The sequence below is a fragment of the Shewanella sp. Choline-02u-19 genome (genome assembly GCF_002836205.1).
In the GTDB taxonomy this organism is placed as follows: domain Bacteria; phylum Pseudomonadota; class Gammaproteobacteria; order Enterobacterales; family Shewanellaceae; genus Shewanella.
Genome location: NZ_PJBE01000012.1, coordinates 597,147 through 613,642 on the forward strand (window position 1 = coordinate 597,147; position 16,496 = coordinate 613,642).

Annotated in this window: 11 protein-coding genes; 8 read left to right on the forward strand and 3 right to left on the reverse strand. The window is 43.7% G+C overall.

Features of this window, described 5'->3' with window-relative positions:
- Window positions 1-31: 31 nt before the first annotated feature.
- Both ygfZ and serA read right to left on the reverse strand, forming a co-directional pair.
- Window positions 32-1,003, reverse strand: coding sequence for a tRNA-modifying protein YgfZ (gene ygfZ / locus CXF83_RS04645; RefSeq protein ID WP_101092366.1), 972 nt, complete (start codon window positions 1,001-1,003; stop codon window positions 32-34).
- A 164-nt stretch (window positions 1,004-1,167) separates the two neighbouring features.
- A complete protein-coding gene (serA, locus tag CXF83_RS04650; protein ID WP_101092364.1) occupies window positions 1,168-2,397 on the reverse strand; it encodes a phosphoglycerate dehydrogenase in 1,230 nt (409 codons plus the stop codon).
- A 201-nt stretch (window positions 2,398-2,598) separates the two neighbouring features.
- Between serA and CXF83_RS04655 the strand changes: the two genes are divergently transcribed.
- From CXF83_RS04655 to CXF83_RS04680, 6 genes are all read left to right on the forward strand, one after another.
- Window positions 2,599-3,210 (forward strand): DUF2238 domain-containing protein, encoded by a 612-nt coding sequence (locus tag CXF83_RS04655; protein WP_101092363.1) that lies wholly within the window; start codon window positions 2,599-2,601, stop codon window positions 3,208-3,210.
- 200 nt (window positions 3,211-3,410) lie between these two features.
- Window positions 3,411-4,082, forward strand: a complete 672-nt coding sequence (locus CXF83_RS04660; RefSeq protein ID WP_101092362.1) for a helix-turn-helix transcriptional regulator — start codon at window positions 3,411-3,413, stop codon at window positions 4,080-4,082.
- Window positions 4,083-4,467: 385 nt separating this feature from the next.
- Window positions 4,468-7,140, forward strand: coding sequence for an extracellular exonuclease ExeM (exeM, locus tag CXF83_RS04665; protein WP_101092361.1), 2,673 nt, complete (start codon window positions 4,468-4,470; stop codon window positions 7,138-7,140).
- Between the two features lie 1,071 nt (window positions 7,141-8,211).
- Complete coding sequence (locus CXF83_RS04670) at window positions 8,212-8,649, forward strand: PaaI family thioesterase (RefSeq protein ID WP_101092360.1); 438 nt, start codon at window positions 8,212-8,214, stop codon at window positions 8,647-8,649.
- Window positions 8,650-8,756: 107 nt separating this feature from the next.
- Window positions 8,757-8,999: a YgjV family protein gene (locus CXF83_RS04675; protein WP_101092359.1), complete on the forward strand. Its 243-nt coding sequence runs from the start codon at window positions 8,757-8,759 to the stop codon at window positions 8,997-8,999.
- Between the two features lie 556 nt (window positions 9,000-9,555).
- Window positions 9,556-11,004: a catalase gene (locus CXF83_RS04680; protein ID WP_101092358.1), complete on the forward strand. Its 1,449-nt coding sequence runs from the start codon at window positions 9,556-9,558 to the stop codon at window positions 11,002-11,004.
- A 129-nt stretch (window positions 11,005-11,133) separates the two neighbouring features.
- Here the strand turns inward: CXF83_RS04680 and CXF83_RS04685 are convergent, their stop codons facing one another.
- Window positions 11,134-11,688 (reverse strand): TMEM165/GDT1 family protein, encoded by a 555-nt coding sequence (locus tag CXF83_RS04685; protein WP_101092357.1) that lies wholly within the window; start codon window positions 11,686-11,688, stop codon window positions 11,134-11,136.
- Window positions 11,689-12,352: 664 nt separating this feature from the next.
- Here CXF83_RS04685 and CXF83_RS04690 point away from each other — a divergent pair.
- Window positions 12,353-13,552, forward strand: a complete 1,200-nt coding sequence (locus tag CXF83_RS04690; protein WP_101092356.1) for an amino acid permease — start codon at window positions 12,353-12,355, stop codon at window positions 13,550-13,552.
- Window positions 13,553-13,751: 199 nt separating this feature from the next.
- The gene (locus CXF83_RS04695) at window positions 13,752-15,908 is read left to right on the forward strand and encodes a S46 family peptidase (protein WP_101092355.1); all 2,157 of its coding nucleotides are present in this window, start codon (window positions 13,752-13,754) and stop codon (window positions 15,906-15,908) included.
- Window positions 15,909-16,496 lie beyond the last annotated feature (588 nt).

Sequence of the window (16,496 nt, forward strand, 5' to 3'; positions counted from 1 at the left end):
GCCTTAGGCGCCTTTTTTATTACAGTACTCGTTAGTCACTCTCTTCCAAAGAGTATGGCAGGGCAATGACACTAAGTTGTGATGTATCATCACCGGCGATTCTCAGTGTGGCGCCCATCGGTGTGTCATTGGCTAACACTGCAGTAAACAATACCTGCTGATCTCGTTGAACACTTTCAATAATGGTACCAGCGCGTCGAAATCCAGCATCCTCTTCTAAGGCTATCTCTAATTGGCTGTCAGCGGTTAATTCAGCTGATACCGTACCTGAGACAATATAGAGTGCGCGTTTGTTGCCACCGCGGTATTTCATTCGAGCGATAGTTTCTTGGCCCATGTAGCAGCCTTTGTTGAAGCTAATGCCATTAATCGCTTGCAGGTTACACATTTGCGGCACAAATTTAGCATTATGCACAGCGCCAATATTCGGGTAACCGGCTAATATTTCTAGCTCTTGCCATGCCGTCGCATCAAAAGTCACTGCTTCAGTCAGTGTATTGAAACGCTCTACACTCGATTGCTCGATTGCAATAATAAAACGGCCAGCATCTTGGATGATCATGCCATTGTCGATAAGCGTCAGCTCGTCGTTTAATGCCCCAAATTGCTCGGTTAACCAAGTTGATGCTTGCTCACCAGCAACGCCTAAAAGTAGCCAGTCATCGCTCACATCAGTGAGGTCAGCCTTGCTAAATACGGCATACTTTTGCAATTGAGATAGATCTAATGCCAAAGTCTGTTTTGGCATCATCATAAATAGGGTACCGTCTTTCGCAAAGGTTCTAAAGGTGGCAAGCATTTTCCCTTTAGGATCGCAATGTGCGCCCCAGCGCCATTGATTGTCTTCAAGTGAGCTGATGTCGGCAGTGACTTGACCATGTATAAAGCTGCGGCCTTGTTCTCCCGTTACCGACATTAAACCTAAATGAGATAACTGGGACACAATAAGGGAAGGCTGTTGTCCGTTTAAAGGCCAGTTAGGCTGAGAAGTTGACAGGGTCATGAGCAAGTCCAAGAGTTAAACGAGAAGAGTGATGATTGTAACGCTAATCATAGGCTGCGAAAAGTTGCATACCGCAAGTTTATTAAAACTATAAGGCCGTACAATATCGAATTGTACGGCCTTAGAAGATCCGCTGAAACTGATTTCAGCTAAATAGGACTGACTTAGTGAAGTAGTCGAGTTCTAATTGTGCCTTCAATCGCTTGCATTTCGGTGAGTGCCTCATCAGCTTTATCTGAATCAACCTCCATCACCACGTATCCTATTTCAGCTGTTGTTTGTAGATACTGAGCGGCAATGTTGATGCCTTTCTCTGCAAATGCCAAGTTAATCTGGATAAGGATCCCGGGTCTGTTACGGTGAATATGTAGCAATCTCGAGGTACCTGAGTGTGGCGCTAATGAAACTTCAGGGAAGTTAACTGCGGTCATGGTCGAGCCATTATCAGAGTATTTAACCAGTTTCCCAGCCACTTCTATACCGATGTTTTCTTGTGCTTCAGCCGTGCTACCACCCACATGAGGAGTCAATATCACGTTATCAAGCCCACGTAATGGGCTGACAAACTCATCGTTATTCGATTTTGGCTCGACAGGGAATACATCAATTGCTGCACCTGACAGGTGTTCTTCTTTGAGCGCGGCGGCTAACGCATCAATATCGACAACGGTGCCGCGTGAAGCGTTAATTAAGATACTGCCTTTGCGCATACAAGCCAGTTCAGCGTGAGCAATCATCTCTTTGGTATGCGGTGTTTCTGGTACATGTAAACTGACTACATCGGCAAGCGACAGTAGCTGTTCCATTGAATGTACCTGTTGCGCGTTGCCTAAAGGTAGCTTGTCTTCAATGTCATAAAAGATAACCCGCATGCCCAAGGTTTCAGCAAGAATACCTAGCTGGGTACCGATATGGCCATAACCAATAACACCGAGTGTTTTTCCGCGTGCTTCAAAACTGCCTGCTGCACTTTTTAGCCAGCCGCCTCGATGAGCCATAGCGTTGCGCTGAGGAATTCCACGCAGCAACATGATGATCTCGCCCAGCACCAACTCAGCTACACTTCGAGTATTAGAGAAGGGTGCATTGAAGACGGGGACCCCCAGTTTTTCAGCAGCAGCTAAGCTCACTTGGTTGGTACCGATACAGAAACAACCAATACCGACCAGTTTATCAGCGTGACTTAATACCGCTTCAGTCAGTTGGGTACGGGAACGAAGACCCACAAAATGCGCATCTTGAATCGAAGAGAGTAGATCCTCTTCGCTTAGTGCTGCTTTGTGGTATTCAACATTGGTGTAACCCGCTCGTTCGAATACATCTACCGCAGATTGGTGGACGCCTTCCAACAGCAGGATTTTTATCTTATCCTTGTCCAGCGAGTGTTTCGCCATGATTTATGTACCCTTTTGGTTTATTTGTATTATGTATATCTAAGCTCATCGCAGAGACGACTAAATTCAACCGCTAGCGTGGTTTAGGTATAAACTGTCAAGCTATAAACAAAGTAGCACTTTTTTAACTCGGTGTAGAGGGCTGGATGGCTAAAGTGTTTATTCTAAATTAAGAACAATATCGTATATGGGAGAGATATTTTGAATAAAAGCATTGCATGGCTAGTTATCTTTTTTTTGGTTCTGCTGTGGTCTGCAATTGAGCCGAAAGATCAGTTCACTTGGTTGTTAGAAGTTTTACCGGCATTACTTGCACTGCCAATCCTTGCTTTTACTCGTAATAGCTTTCCCCTAACGAGCTTGGCTTATGTTTTGATCCTTATTCACTGTGTGATTTTAATGGTCGGTGGCCACTACACCTATGCCGAAGTTCCTTTGTTTGACTGGATTGCACAATGGACGGGGACGACCCGTAATAACTACGATAAAGTCGGTCATCTTGCGCAAGGATTTATTCCCGTTATTTTAGCTAGAGAAGTGTTTATCCGCTTAGGTGTCGTTAAGCTTGGCGCTTGGTGTAACTTTTTGGCTATTTGTTTTACGTTGGCATTCTCAGCACTTTACGAGCTTATTGAATGGTGGGTCGCTGCGCTTACCGGCGAAGATGCTGAAGCATTTCTCGGTACACAAGGCTATGTTTGGGATACGCAATCTGACATGGCAATGGCATTAGTAGGGGCGATTGCTGCGATAATATTGTTGAGTCAGTACCATAACAAATTGATCGCGATTAAGATGAAACCACAGGTTTAAGGATCCGTTAATTTCCCTGAATTATATGTCCACTTTAGTCTTTACACTGTTTCTGTTAAATGATTTTCATCCGGCATACTTTATTACTAGGTCAACTCTATGTAGACTGACTTAGTCTGCTTTGTATTAGTTCTTTTGGTTAAAGGTAATTATTACAAAGCATTAAATGGACTAAGTGAAATATCTCAGGGAGAGAAGTGATGAATAATATTGATGAAGTGGTGTTTCTTCATCAGGTGGCTGCACCTTGCCACCTGGCTATGCTTGCAGAATCAATTGGATTGAAGACGCGAGTGGTTTCAGATATTGAGCAACTTGAACCTAGCGCTGATAGCAGTAGTTTCTACCTTATCTCTCAACAAGGTGCTGCGATTGACTGTAATGGCATCCCTTTGGTTGCTTCATTGCTGGTTAAGCATGTGCCTGTGGCACTTTATAATGTGAGCAAGGATTCTTTAGATGAAGAGTCTGCGCTGTTATTGGGCATTAGAGGTTTACTGTTTGCAGATCAACGAATGGATTTACAGCTCACGGGCTTACGAAAAGTCCTAGCAGATGAACTATGGTATGACAGAATTTTGATCAGCCGTGTGTTCCGTCAATTAGTGAGTCAAATCGATACCCCACGAGCATTATCAACCGAAGGTTCTGAATCATTCCAACAATTAACCCGCCGAGAAAAAACCATTATTCAACAGGTTTCCAGCGGAGCTCGCAATAAAGAAATTGCTACAGGATTGTGTATCAGTGAGCACACTGTTAAGGCACATATTTCATCCATTTTTAGAAAAACCCATGCACGTAACCGTGTTGAGTTATTACGTTGGGCTGAGCCTTATCAGAATCAATTAAAGTTACATGCAGTAGGCTAATACCAATTCAGTAAAAATTAACGACCTACGGGTCGTTTTTTTGTGACTGTGGCTGGCTAAACTCAGGCAGATTAGTGTTTTTATATGAAATTTACTGACTAAGTGGAGTTTATGACTAAAATATTAAAATTATTTAGTGAAAATTTTAATATTTTTAAACCTACGTTTTACTTCCTACTGTTTCTTGTTAAGCCACTGATTTAAGTAGGTCTTTTGTTACTTATGTTAGTGCTGTTCGTTTAAGTGTCTATTTTTTCCTTTTATTACAGTCAGTTAACGGCATTAATGTGACGTAGGCGTCTTCTTTTTGTCACTTTTCTCTGTAAGAATCCCCGTGCACGTTAATAAAAATTAGCGGCAATATTATAAAAATGGGGTTGAATAAATGGATAATGTTAAAAAATTGTCAGTATTAGCACTGTCAATAGCTGCTGCTCTGCCTATGATGGCGAGCGCAGATGTAATTATTAGTGAATATGTAGAAGGCAGTGGTGGTAACAAGAAAGCGATTGAGCTTTATAACGCTGGAGATACGGCGGTAGATTTATCTGGCTACACTTTGATTAGACATGGTAATGGTGCCGCCGCAGCTTCGTTAATGGCTACCTTAAGTGGTACATTAGCTGCTAATGGAACCAAAGTAGTGGTTCATAACCTTACAGACATTCCTTTAGATGCGGGCATTGATCAGCTTACCAGTACCAAGATGACCTTTAATGGGAATGACGCTGTTGATTTAATGAATGGCACGACTGTAATCGATAGGGTCGGCATTCTTTCTTCTGATAATTTCGCTAAAGATGTCACCCTTCAACGTAGTGATGCTGTTACAGCACCTCAAGCCGTCTGGGTTGAAAGTGAGTGGATTGATAAAGGAACAAACTATTTAGCTGGACTCGGAGCTCGCAGCGGCGACTTCGTTGGTGGAGCGGGTCCTGGTCCTGAACCTGAAGTGCCAGCATTCAGCTGTACAGGTGCTACATTCACGCCAATCTATGATGTTCAAGGTACCGGCTTCAAGAGTCCATTAATTGCAGATGGTAAGTACAAGACTGATGCCGATTACACCGTTATCGGTGTTGTGACCGCTCGAGCAGATAGCCAAAAAGGTTTCTATCTGCAGGAAATAGATGGCGATGGGTCTCTATTCACTTCTGACGGCATATTTGTGAACACCAATGGATCTGCAGATGAAGCGATTCAACCGGGTGTTAAAGTTTGTGTTCAGGGTAAGATTGAAGAAAGTTATGGTCTGACACGTATCACCGATGTCGGAGATAATTTTGCTACTGATGGAAATGCCGAAGTTCCTGCGGCTGAGCCGCTTTATATTGTAGAAGGCGAAAGACTTTCTAATACCCTTGAGCGTTTAGAGGGAATGAAAGTTAAGCTCGATCTGGCTACAGATATGAAGGTCACCAGTATGTATGGTCGCAGTGGCGATCCTCTGGGTCTTGTCTTGTCGCATAAAGCGCCATTGATGAAGGCGACTCAAGTTGAAGCGCCGGGTTCAGATGCTGCAGCCGCTATTCAATCGAAAAATAAAGCCAACCAACTGCAAATTATTCCTAGCATCAAAGCACCAAATGGTACCGTTCCCTATCTTGCCGATTTCAACGCAGAGACTGGATATATCCGTATTGGAGATACCATCACAAACCTAGAAGGCATGATCGGTTATGGCTATGGGAAGTATCATCTTGTAGCAACCAACCAGATTGCTACAAGTGACATTTTACGCAGCGATAACGACAGATCGTCAACACCTGATATTGCTACTATGGGCGATATCCGCGTTGCCAGCTTCAACGTTCTGAATCTGTTCACCAGTGACAGTGATGTTGGTGGTACATTGAATGCCACTTGTAAAGATCAAGCCGATGCCGATAAAGCTAAAAAGAGTTGTGGTCGTGGTGCACATACATTAGAAGATTATCTAAAGCAGCGCACAAAGATTGTTAGTGCGCTAAAAGAGATGAACGCTGATGTAGTTGGTTTGATGGAAATTGAGAATAATGGTTTCGGTGAAACTAGCTCGATTCAGTATCTGGTCAATGCCTTGAACGCTGAGTTACCTGCTATCGATGCTTATAAGTTTATCGAAGCAAACGAAGCTGATAAGTACAAAGGTAAGTTCATTGGTAGCGACGCAATTACTGTCGGACTGCTGTATCGCCCAAGTAAGGTTAAGCCTGCCGGTGATGCGTTTGTTATCGAGACTCCAGAGCAACATGCTCCTGCTGGAGTGATGAGCCGCGGTGAAGGTAATGATGCTGAAACTAGCCCTAGTTATAACAAGTATCAACGTCACAGCTTAGCTCAGACTTTCCAGATCAATGATGAGAAGTTAACAGTTTTAGTTAACCACTTGAAATCTAAAGGCTCAAGCTGCTTAGAAGATTGGGCTGAATTTGCAGAGAAGAATGATCCAGCAGATCTACAGGGACACTGTAACGAGTTCCGTGTTTCTGCAGCCAAGGTTATCGGTGAATCACTCAAAGATATTGAGGGTGATATCTTGGTTCTCGGTGATATGAATGCTTATGGCATGGAAGATCCTATCGCTGTCTTGACAGATTATGATGCTGCAACTGCCGAACGTGAGATAGTTTCTGCTTCATGGACGACGCTTGAAGGTAAAGTTTATGAGCAAACGGGTAGTAAGATTGACAAAGGTTACGGCTTAATTAACCTTAATACTCAGGCTCATGGTGCTAGTACCTACTCATACAGCTACAGTGGCGAATTGGGTAACTTAGATCATGCATTAGCTAATGCAAGTGCTGCGGCGAGACTGGTAGACATTCAAGATTGGCATATCAACTCGGTTGAATCTATCTTGTTCCAGTATTCTGCGTATAACCAAGGCGATATCGAAATTTCTGATAATGCCTTCCGCTCTTCAGACCATGATCCTGTGATTATTGCCCTGAGCTATCCAGCGCCAGTAGAGCCTGTTGTACCTGTTGTCCCACCAAAGAAAGACGATGGTGGTTCATTGGGTTATCTAAGCCTATTAATGCTATCGCTATTTGGCTTACGTCGCCGTAAGCACTAATGGCAAACTAACCACGGGTTAGCCTGCTGGTATTAGAGCAACTGATAAGCCACCTTTAATTGAAAAGGTGGCTTTTTTATTGCTTAATTAGGCTACCGATAGCAATGATATCACTCGTCTTTAACTATAAATCGATACAAATGGCAGCTTAATGCACTAACGGCTCATTAACGTGTAAAAAAAGTAGTTTAAAACTTTCTTTTTAGTAGTGCTTTGATCACAACTAGGTCATAGAAAGGATTGCTCACCTCTTATGAATCACTATTGTAGTATATCGCTATTGTTAATATATCTATGTAAATAAGTGGTTTACGTATCTATTTTGTACGTATTCAGTTCGTGCGCGAGTACCTTTGTTAGCTTTATTGTTGTAATCAATGTTTCTATGCCTTAGCAGGGTAAAAATATAACTTTTATGTGCTAAATCGACGTAATTTGCTTGCAGCAAAAATGTTGCTGTATACACTGCATCCATAGCAAGGTTTTGTGAGTTGAAAATGTATGGAAGTTTTCATCATTTTTGGCTATGTAGCTATTTAAAATTAGAGTTAGTATTCTCGAAACAGCCAAGCAGCTAACTTAATGACTGTACAGAGGGGTCGGTATTGCAGTTAACCAATGCTGCTAATGCACAGCCAATCATATTGATGACAAATATTTACAGCGCGCTAAAGCGAACACAGTCATTCAATGAAAATATTTAGCTGACACTGGGTGTCAGATTGACAATCGACTTTAACACTTAGTTAAGCTAGTGCTGATAAAGTTAGATTTCAATAATTGTAATTCTCAACCATTTCAGTTCAGACGACCAGTTACCCTATGGCGCGTGGTTAGGCACATAAGTTGGACGTGAAAACGTATCGACACCTAAATAATAAGCTCAATCACGCGCCTATTCTATACACCGATAACCTTCCACTTTGCCAAAAATCAATAAAGCGTTACCGTTATGGTCAACGCGATGAACTGCCGCATAATGATCAAAGACTTATACTCATCTTACCTATTTAAACTTTTTTACTTAGGCAGTAAACTGTTAACAATAACTACAAAAAATGGATGTAACAGATGTCGATTTGGTTTAGACCCGTAAGCTTAGAAACATGTGCCAAAATGGATTCAGGGATGCATGGTAAAGGCACACTGATGCAAACGATGGGGATCACGATCTCTGAAGTTGGTGATGATTATATGAAGGCGACAATGCTTGCATCACCTGCTGTACATAATCCTTTAGGTATCGTTCATGGCGGCGCTAATGTTGCTTTGGCCGAAACCGTCGCCAGCTATGCGGCAAATTTCGCGGTCGATTTTGAGCAGTATTACTGCGTTGGCCAAGAGATTAATGCTAACCATTTAAAGGCATCACGCAATGGCATGTTAACGGCAACGGCCAAACCTGTGCATCTTGGCAAGCGCAGCTCAGTATGGGAAGTGTTGATCCACAATAGTGCAGGCGAACTGTGTTGCATATCTCGAATGACTGCGGCGGTGGTAAAACGTTAATCTGTTTAACGCGCAGTAAAGTACAAATAATTGAGCGGTAAGCTGTTGCATTAGTAAACTATTGCCCATACTCAATGTATTGTTTTTTTGTAAGCCTTGGAGCTAAAATGGATAGCGCAACAATATGGGAATGGGTAGGGTATTTAGCATCGGTGGTGGTTGCCATATCGCTGATGATGTCGAATATCAAAAAGTTACGTTGGTGGAACTTGGTGGGTGCGGCTTTATTCGTCGCTTATGGCTTAGCGATTGATGCATTGCCAGTGGCTCTAGTTAACTTTTTTATCGTGCTCATCGATATTTATTATATCGTTAGGCTCTATAAAGCGGACAAAGCTACCCCAGAATAAAAAGCATGACAGTGGCTCTATAGTGGCTTGATAGTATCAGGCCACGCTGCAAACATTATTAACTTAAAGCGCTTGTTTAGTGTCATGGATTACCTGGCCCCTGATTAAACCTATTACCTATAAGGCATAGCCTCGCCACTGAGTTAATCTTTTATCTGGTGTTAAAGGTAAAACCCCATCCACATTCTCTCTACCAAACTCCAGCTTAAAATTGGTCGAACAAGTGCAGCCCTTAGCTGCATAAATCACCGGCCTAATCATACTATTACAGTCGTAATCGTCAAAACAGTTTGAGCTCATCTAATCTAATCGTTTTAATGTTTCCCTATGAGCGACTACTATTACTCCATCGACATAGTTACTCGTTATGCAGATTTTAGGAGTTGTACCATGGCAACTATTTATGACCTGATCGAAACTTGGGTTAATGCTAAGCGTGATAATTCGCTTTGTTTACATGCCCTCTAGCCCGTTTGTTTTCATACTAATATATTAAATATTTAAATCTGAAAACCGACTTTATTATAATGATTGATGTGAGTTCTAGGAGTTTATTATGGATAAGAAGAAATTGACCACAGCGTTTGGCGCCCCAGTATCTGACAACCAAAATGTTAAAACAGCAGGTAAGCGCGGTCCTATGTTGCTTGAAAATGCTTGGTTTCTTGAGAAGCTAGCTCACTTCGACCGTGAAGTAATCCCTGAGCGTCGTATGCACGCTAAAGGTTCTGGCGCTTTTGGTCGTTTCACCGTGACCCATGATATCAGCGAGTTTACTAAGGCTAAGATGTTTGAGTCTGTTGGTAAAGAGTCTGAAGTGTTTGTTCGTTTCTCGACTGTAGCTGGTGAGCGAGGTGCTGCAGATGCTGAGCGTGACATTCGCGGTTTTGCGATTAAGTTTTACACCGAACAAGGAAACTGGGATCTAGTGGGTAACAACACGCCGGTCTTCTTCCTTAAAGATCCACTTAAATTCCCAGATCTTAACCATGCAGTAAAGCGTGATCCTCACACTAACATGCGTAGTGCTAACAATAACTGGGATTTCTGGACGTTATCGCCAGAGGCTCTGCATCAGATCACTATGACCATGGGTGATCGTGGTATCCCTAAGTCTTATCGTCATATGGACGGTTTTGGTTCTCACACTTACAGCTTCATCAGCACAGATGATAAGCGCTACTGGGTGAAGTTCCACTTTAAGACTCAGCAGGGGATCCAAAACTTATCAGATAAAGAAGCCGCTGAAATCATTGCTAACGATCGTGAAAGTCATCAGGCGGATCTACTGCACTCAATTGAGCAAGGTGATTTCCCTAAGTGGACCTTATATGTTCAGTTAATGGAAGAGACTGCGGCAGGTGACTGTCCGTTTAATCCTTTCGATTTAACCAAAATTTGGCCGCACAAGGATTACCCTTTGATCCAAGTGGGTGAACTAGAGCTTAACCGTAATCCGGATAACTATTTTGCGGACGTAGAGCAGGTTGCATTTGCACCGACAACTATCGTACCTGGTATTGGCTTCTCACCGGATAAGATGTTGCAGGGACGTTTGTTCTCCTACGGTGATGCCCAGAGATATCGCCTGGGTGTAAACCATAGCCATATTCCAGTTAACGCACCTAAATGTCCGTTCCACTCTTATCACAGAGATGGGCTTATGCGCACCGATGGTAATGCGGGCCGCACAATAGGTTATGAGCCAAACTCTCAAGGTGAATGGCAGGAACAACCTGACTTTAGTGAGCCACCAATGCAGATAGATGGTGATGCCGATGCTTATAGCCATAAGGATGATGATCACTACAGTCAAGCAGGAGACCTGTTTAGATTGATGGGAAGTGATGAGCAGCAAAGATTGTTTGCCAATACGGCAGCTCAAGTTGGCGGCGCTGATCGACACATTCAGATCCGACACATCCAGAACTGTATGAAGGCTGATGTCGCTTACGGCGAAGGTCTTGCTAAGGTGCTCGGTATTAGTGCAGACGAGCTTAAGTAAAGGCAACAGCGAGTTAAAAGTCGCTAGGGGCTATAAGCTAAGCACCAAATACAGCTAAAAACCGAAGTTGCGGGTTAAGAACTGAGCGTTATCTCAGCCTTAGCTCGCAACTCGTTGTTAGCGCAACGGTTAAAACAGCAACGTTGCCACACCCAGTAAGGCGAAGAGTACGGCGCAGCCGCGATGGATCCAATGCAGAGGCAGTTTTTCAGCGCTAAAGTGACCGGCGATGACCACTGGAACATTGGCAATCAACATGCCCAGCGTAGTGCCCATCACCACCATGGCAAGTGCATCATATTTAGCGGAAAGTACTACGGTGGCTATTTGAGTTTTATCGCCCATCTCGGCAATAAAAAATAGGAAGAAAGTGGCTAAGAAAGGCCCCATCGCGTAAAAGCGGCTCTCCTCTTTATCGATTTTATCGGGAATAAGCACCCACAGTGCGATCGCAAAAAATGAACCCGCAACTAAGTAGCGCGCAATATCAGGGTTAATATAACCGATGGCCCATTGGCCTAACCAAGCAGCGGCAAAGTGGTTTGCAAGTGTGGATAGAAAAATGCCAAGAATAATGGCGGTCTTATTTTTGAAACGTACGGCTAAAACCAGCGCGAGTAGTTGAGTTTTATCACCGATTTCGGCGATAGCAACAGTAAAGGTAGAGGCGAGAAAGGCTTCCAATAGTATTTCCTATATCGGGGAGGCAAAATTCCAAGCACAATACACCCCTCCCCAATATGAGTGGCATTGTGCTCAGGTCTTGCTGGGTTAACGACATAAGTCATTAACTGTAAGTACCACGGCGTATGGCCAATTATGTTGATACTTACTCAATCGATGCACACTTATTGCAAAGATTGATAGCTACTCCCCCGAAGCAGAGGCGAGCATTATAGTGGTTAGTGGACCAATATCAATGCTAAAAAAGCTATCAACGCCTCAAAATTGAGCAAAAAAAGTCAAACGTAAACTAACTGTTACTAAGGCTTTACAAGCTTATTGTCGATTCGTACTAAGTTGATTTTATGCTATGCCGATGTCTTGCCCACGCGGTTCGTAGCTGTTAATGTCGCTAACAGTCATTTTTTAGAGAAAGAGTCGTAATGAAACAATCTTATCGATATTGCCCTCGATTTATACCGCCTCAGTGGCAAAGTTGATAAGGTGAATATCCATATTATTTAACTAAGCCGTTGGGGCCAATTGGAATCGCTAAGGTTGATGATGACCAGATTCGATTGGGGGCTGTTAATAGTATTGTTAACGTGCGAAAAGATCTCTCCCTCAAAGTCGTTCTAAATCTGACCTACCAAAAATAAATTATAAAATCTAACAGGACAATTTTGTGAACTCAAAAATACTTGGCTCTATCGCCATTGTAGCTGGAACGGCAATTGGTGGTGGTATGTTGGCATTGCCACTGGCTACTGCTTCTTTAGGTACTATCCCAGCACTGTTTTTATTGGTGCTAATTTGGGGGGTATCTATCTATACCTCGTTATTAATGCTCGAAATTAACTTACGTGCAGGCGTTGGTCTAAATGTACATGCCATTACGGGTAAAACTTTGGGTAAAGTCGGTCAACTTATTCAAGGTGGCTCATTTCTAAGTTTATTATTTGCGTTAACCATGGTCTATCTAATGGGGGGCTCATCGCTACTAGAGTCTAAGATGCAACTGGTTGGCATGAAAATGGACAATCAACTTGCTGTATTGATGTTTACCGCTATTTTTGGTGGTTTCATTGCGGTGGGTGTACGTTGGATTGATAAAGTTTCGCGTGTGTTATTCACCTCTATGATCGCCTTGTTAGTTATAGTGGTTGCCTATCTACTCCCTGAAGTCGATATGAGCCTGATGATGAATAGTTCAACTACAGGCATGGTTGGCGGCAGTGATTTAACTAACTTGTGGTTAGCGGCTATTCCGATTGTGTTTACCTCTTTTGGTTTCCACGTTTGTATTGCGACCATAGTGCGCTATTTAGATGGTGATGCGGTGTCACTGCGTAAAGTGCTTATTATTGGTTCTACCATTCCATTGGTTTGCTACATTTTGTGGTTAATGGTGACGTTAGGCACGCTGGGTGGCAAAACAGTTTACGGTTTTGAAGGCTCACTACCCTTGCTTGTCACTGCACTTCAAGGGGTCGCTGACTCGGCTATTTTACAGCAGTTTATCGACCTATTTGCCAACCTCGCGTTGGTGACGTCTTTCCTTGGCGTGACCATGAGTTTGTTTGATTATGTGGCGGAGCTAACGCGTGCAAAAAATAATGCATTCGGCCGAGCTCAAACCTGGCTCATCACTTTTATCCCACCACTCTTGTGTGCGCTTTATTACCCTGACGGCTTCTTTAAAGTGCTCGGGTTTGCCGCTATTCCATTGGTGGTGATGATTATTTTCTTACCTATAGTCATGGCTCTTGGTCAACGTAAGCAAAACTTAGGCGGTTATCAAGTCAGTGGCGGAACCGCTGCCATGGGCATTGCAGGCTTGCTAGGTGCAGGGATTATTGCCGCGCAGTTGTGGGTTGCTTTATAAAGCGTTGCCAACATACAGTAATCGCTTTGTAACAGATTAATTTAGAGTCTGTTTCTTGGCTAACATCTTGTGCTAAAGTCGAGCATCAATATTTGCATATTGGGCTCGGCTTTTTTGTATCTAGCCGTCTCATAAATCGATATTACAGCAAGTAAAAATAACAATAATCCTAAAATATCTAAAAAATGGACTTAACAAAATGAAGAAATGGCTTTTGACAGTCGCTATGGCGACCTCTTTTGGTGCAGTAGCTGACGAAGGTATGTGGCAACCCTACCAACTTCCTGCCATGGCAGACGAGCTAAAGGCAAAGGGACTTGAAATAGATGTTAACTCAATTTCAAAACTCACCGAATTTCCAATGAATGCCGTGATCAGCCTTGGCGGCTGTACGGCATCATTTGTGTCGCCAAAAGGCCTTGTAGTGACGAACCATCACTGTGCTTATGGCTCAATTCAATACAACTCAACCCCTGAAAAAAACTTACTGCGTGATGGCTTTTTAGCTAAGTCTTTCGGCGAAGAGCTTGCGGCAACACCGGGTTCGCGCATCTTCGTTACCGAAGACGTTAGCGAGGTGACCGATAAAATAAAATCGGGACTTGAGAGCAAGACAGGAAACGCATTTTATCAAGGCATTGAGCAAAGAGAGAAAGGTTTAGTCGCAGAGTGCGAAAAAGAAGATGGCTACCGCTGTCAGGTTTATAGCTTCCACGGCGGTCTTGAGTATTACTTAGTTAAGCAGCTAGAAATTCGCGATGTGCGTTTAGTATATAACCCAGCAGCAAGCGTGGGTAAGTACGGCGGCGATATCGATAACTGGATGTGGCCACGCCATACTGGTGACTTCTCTTTCTACCGCGCTTATGTATCTAAAGACGGTAAGCCAGCAGATTTTAGCCAAGACAACGTACCGTACGAGCCAAAGAGCTTCTTGAAAGTATCGGCAAAAGGCGTCAGCGACGGTGACTTTGTGATGGTGGCAGGTTACCCAGGCCGTACCAATCGTTACCGCACAGCCAATGAAGTGGAAAACACCTTTGAATGGGCGTATCCAGAAGGAAAAATGCTGCGCGAACGCTTTATCGACATTATTAAAGAAACCGCACCAGAGGGCAGTGATGAGCGTATTAAGTACGAAAGCTTAATCGCTGGTCTTGCTAATTACGCGAAAAACTTTACCTCAATGATCGAGTTCTACGGTAAGTCGACTATGTTGGCTGACCGAAAAGGGCGTGAAGCAGAGCTAACCACTTGGATCAACCAAGACAGCAAGCGCAAAGCCAAGTATGGCGAAACCCTTGCCAAGCTCGATAAGTTGATTGCCGAAGGTAACGAGCATCAAGCTCGCGACATTATCTTAGGTTACATCGGTTACACCACTATGGTGCCAACGGCACGTAAACTCTATCGTTTAGCCAATGAGAAAACGCTAGACGATATGGCGCGTGAACCAGGTTACCAAGAGCGCGACATGATCCGCTTTAAATCAAGCATGGAGCGTATCGACCGTCGTTATGCGGCAAGTGTTGATAAAGCCGTACTGTTTGATTTACTCAGTCGTTATGCGGCACTGCCTGCTGATGAGCGAGTGAAGGCACTGGATAGCGCTTTTGGTATTGGCAAGAAGTTCGATGCCAAGAAGCTGCAAAAGACACTGGATAAGATGTACGCCAAAACCGATCTTGATAAACAAGATGTGCGTTTAACGTGGATGGACAAGTCAGTAACAGACTTCAACAAATCTAACGATCCTTTCATCAAGTTTGCTGTTGCCATGTATGACACAGACATGAAAGAAGAGCAGAAAGACAAGGAGCATGCGGGTGAGTTAATGAAGGTTCGTCCTATGTATATGGACGCCATCATCGCTTATAACCGTGAGCAAGGTAAGCCAGTTTACGCAGATGCCAACTCAAGCCTACGTGTCACAGTCGGTCATGTTAAAGGTTACTCGCCTGAAGATGGCATGCGCGCAGAACCGTTTACGCGCCTTGAAGGTATTTTGGCGAAAGACACGGGTGCCGATCCATTCGATGCGCCGTCTAAGCAGCTTGAACTTATTAAGAATAAGCAGTACGGCGATTACTATGTGAAGTCGTTAGATTCTGTACCAGTGAACTTCCTATCTACGCTTGATACCACCGGTGGTAACTCAGGTTCACCGACCTTAAACGGTCGTGCAGAGCTAGTCGGTCTACTGTTTGACGGTGTGTACGAAAGTATCATTGGTGATTGGGGTTACGATCCTGAGACTAACCGTTCTATTCAGGTAGATAGTCGTTATATGCTTTGGGTGATGAAGTACCTTGATCATGCAGATAACTTGCTTGAAGAGATGGAAATTGTGCATTAATGATTTGAATAATCATTAATGGTTGTTTGAATGGCAAAAGCCGAAATACTTAGGTGTTTCGGCTTTTTTGTATCTTGTGCGTGGGATAGGGAGTTCAGCCGCACGCTGGTGGTTGAGATAATCAAACTCCGTTTGATAAAAGTCGTGGCGCTTCGCCCACACCCGAGCAAGGAGGACTGCTCGTCCTTATCAAGAACTTCCTTGTTCAAAAGCCAGCTCGCCTTCCATGGCTCTCGCTCAAAGAGTTCATCGTAATGAACTTCGCCCTTGCATCCACCATGACGCCCCGACGAAGTTACATGCGTTGAGTACAGGCCTCATGCTTGTGGATAAATAGCTAACGCTTCCGATGGGACATCTGATGTAAATGGATTTACAAATGCCGTGATGGCATGGATGCCAAGGAGTGGACTGTCCCGCGAAAGCTATACCCACGTCTGATAGGCAGGATGCCTGAATGTCTTGAAGTGCATGGATGCACGGGAAAGACCGTGTGGGCATTACGGCTCTTTCTTCAACATACTTCGGCAACTTCGATGGGGAATTGGTGTTTTCTATTCGTTACATGGGGTACTGACTTCGATTTTC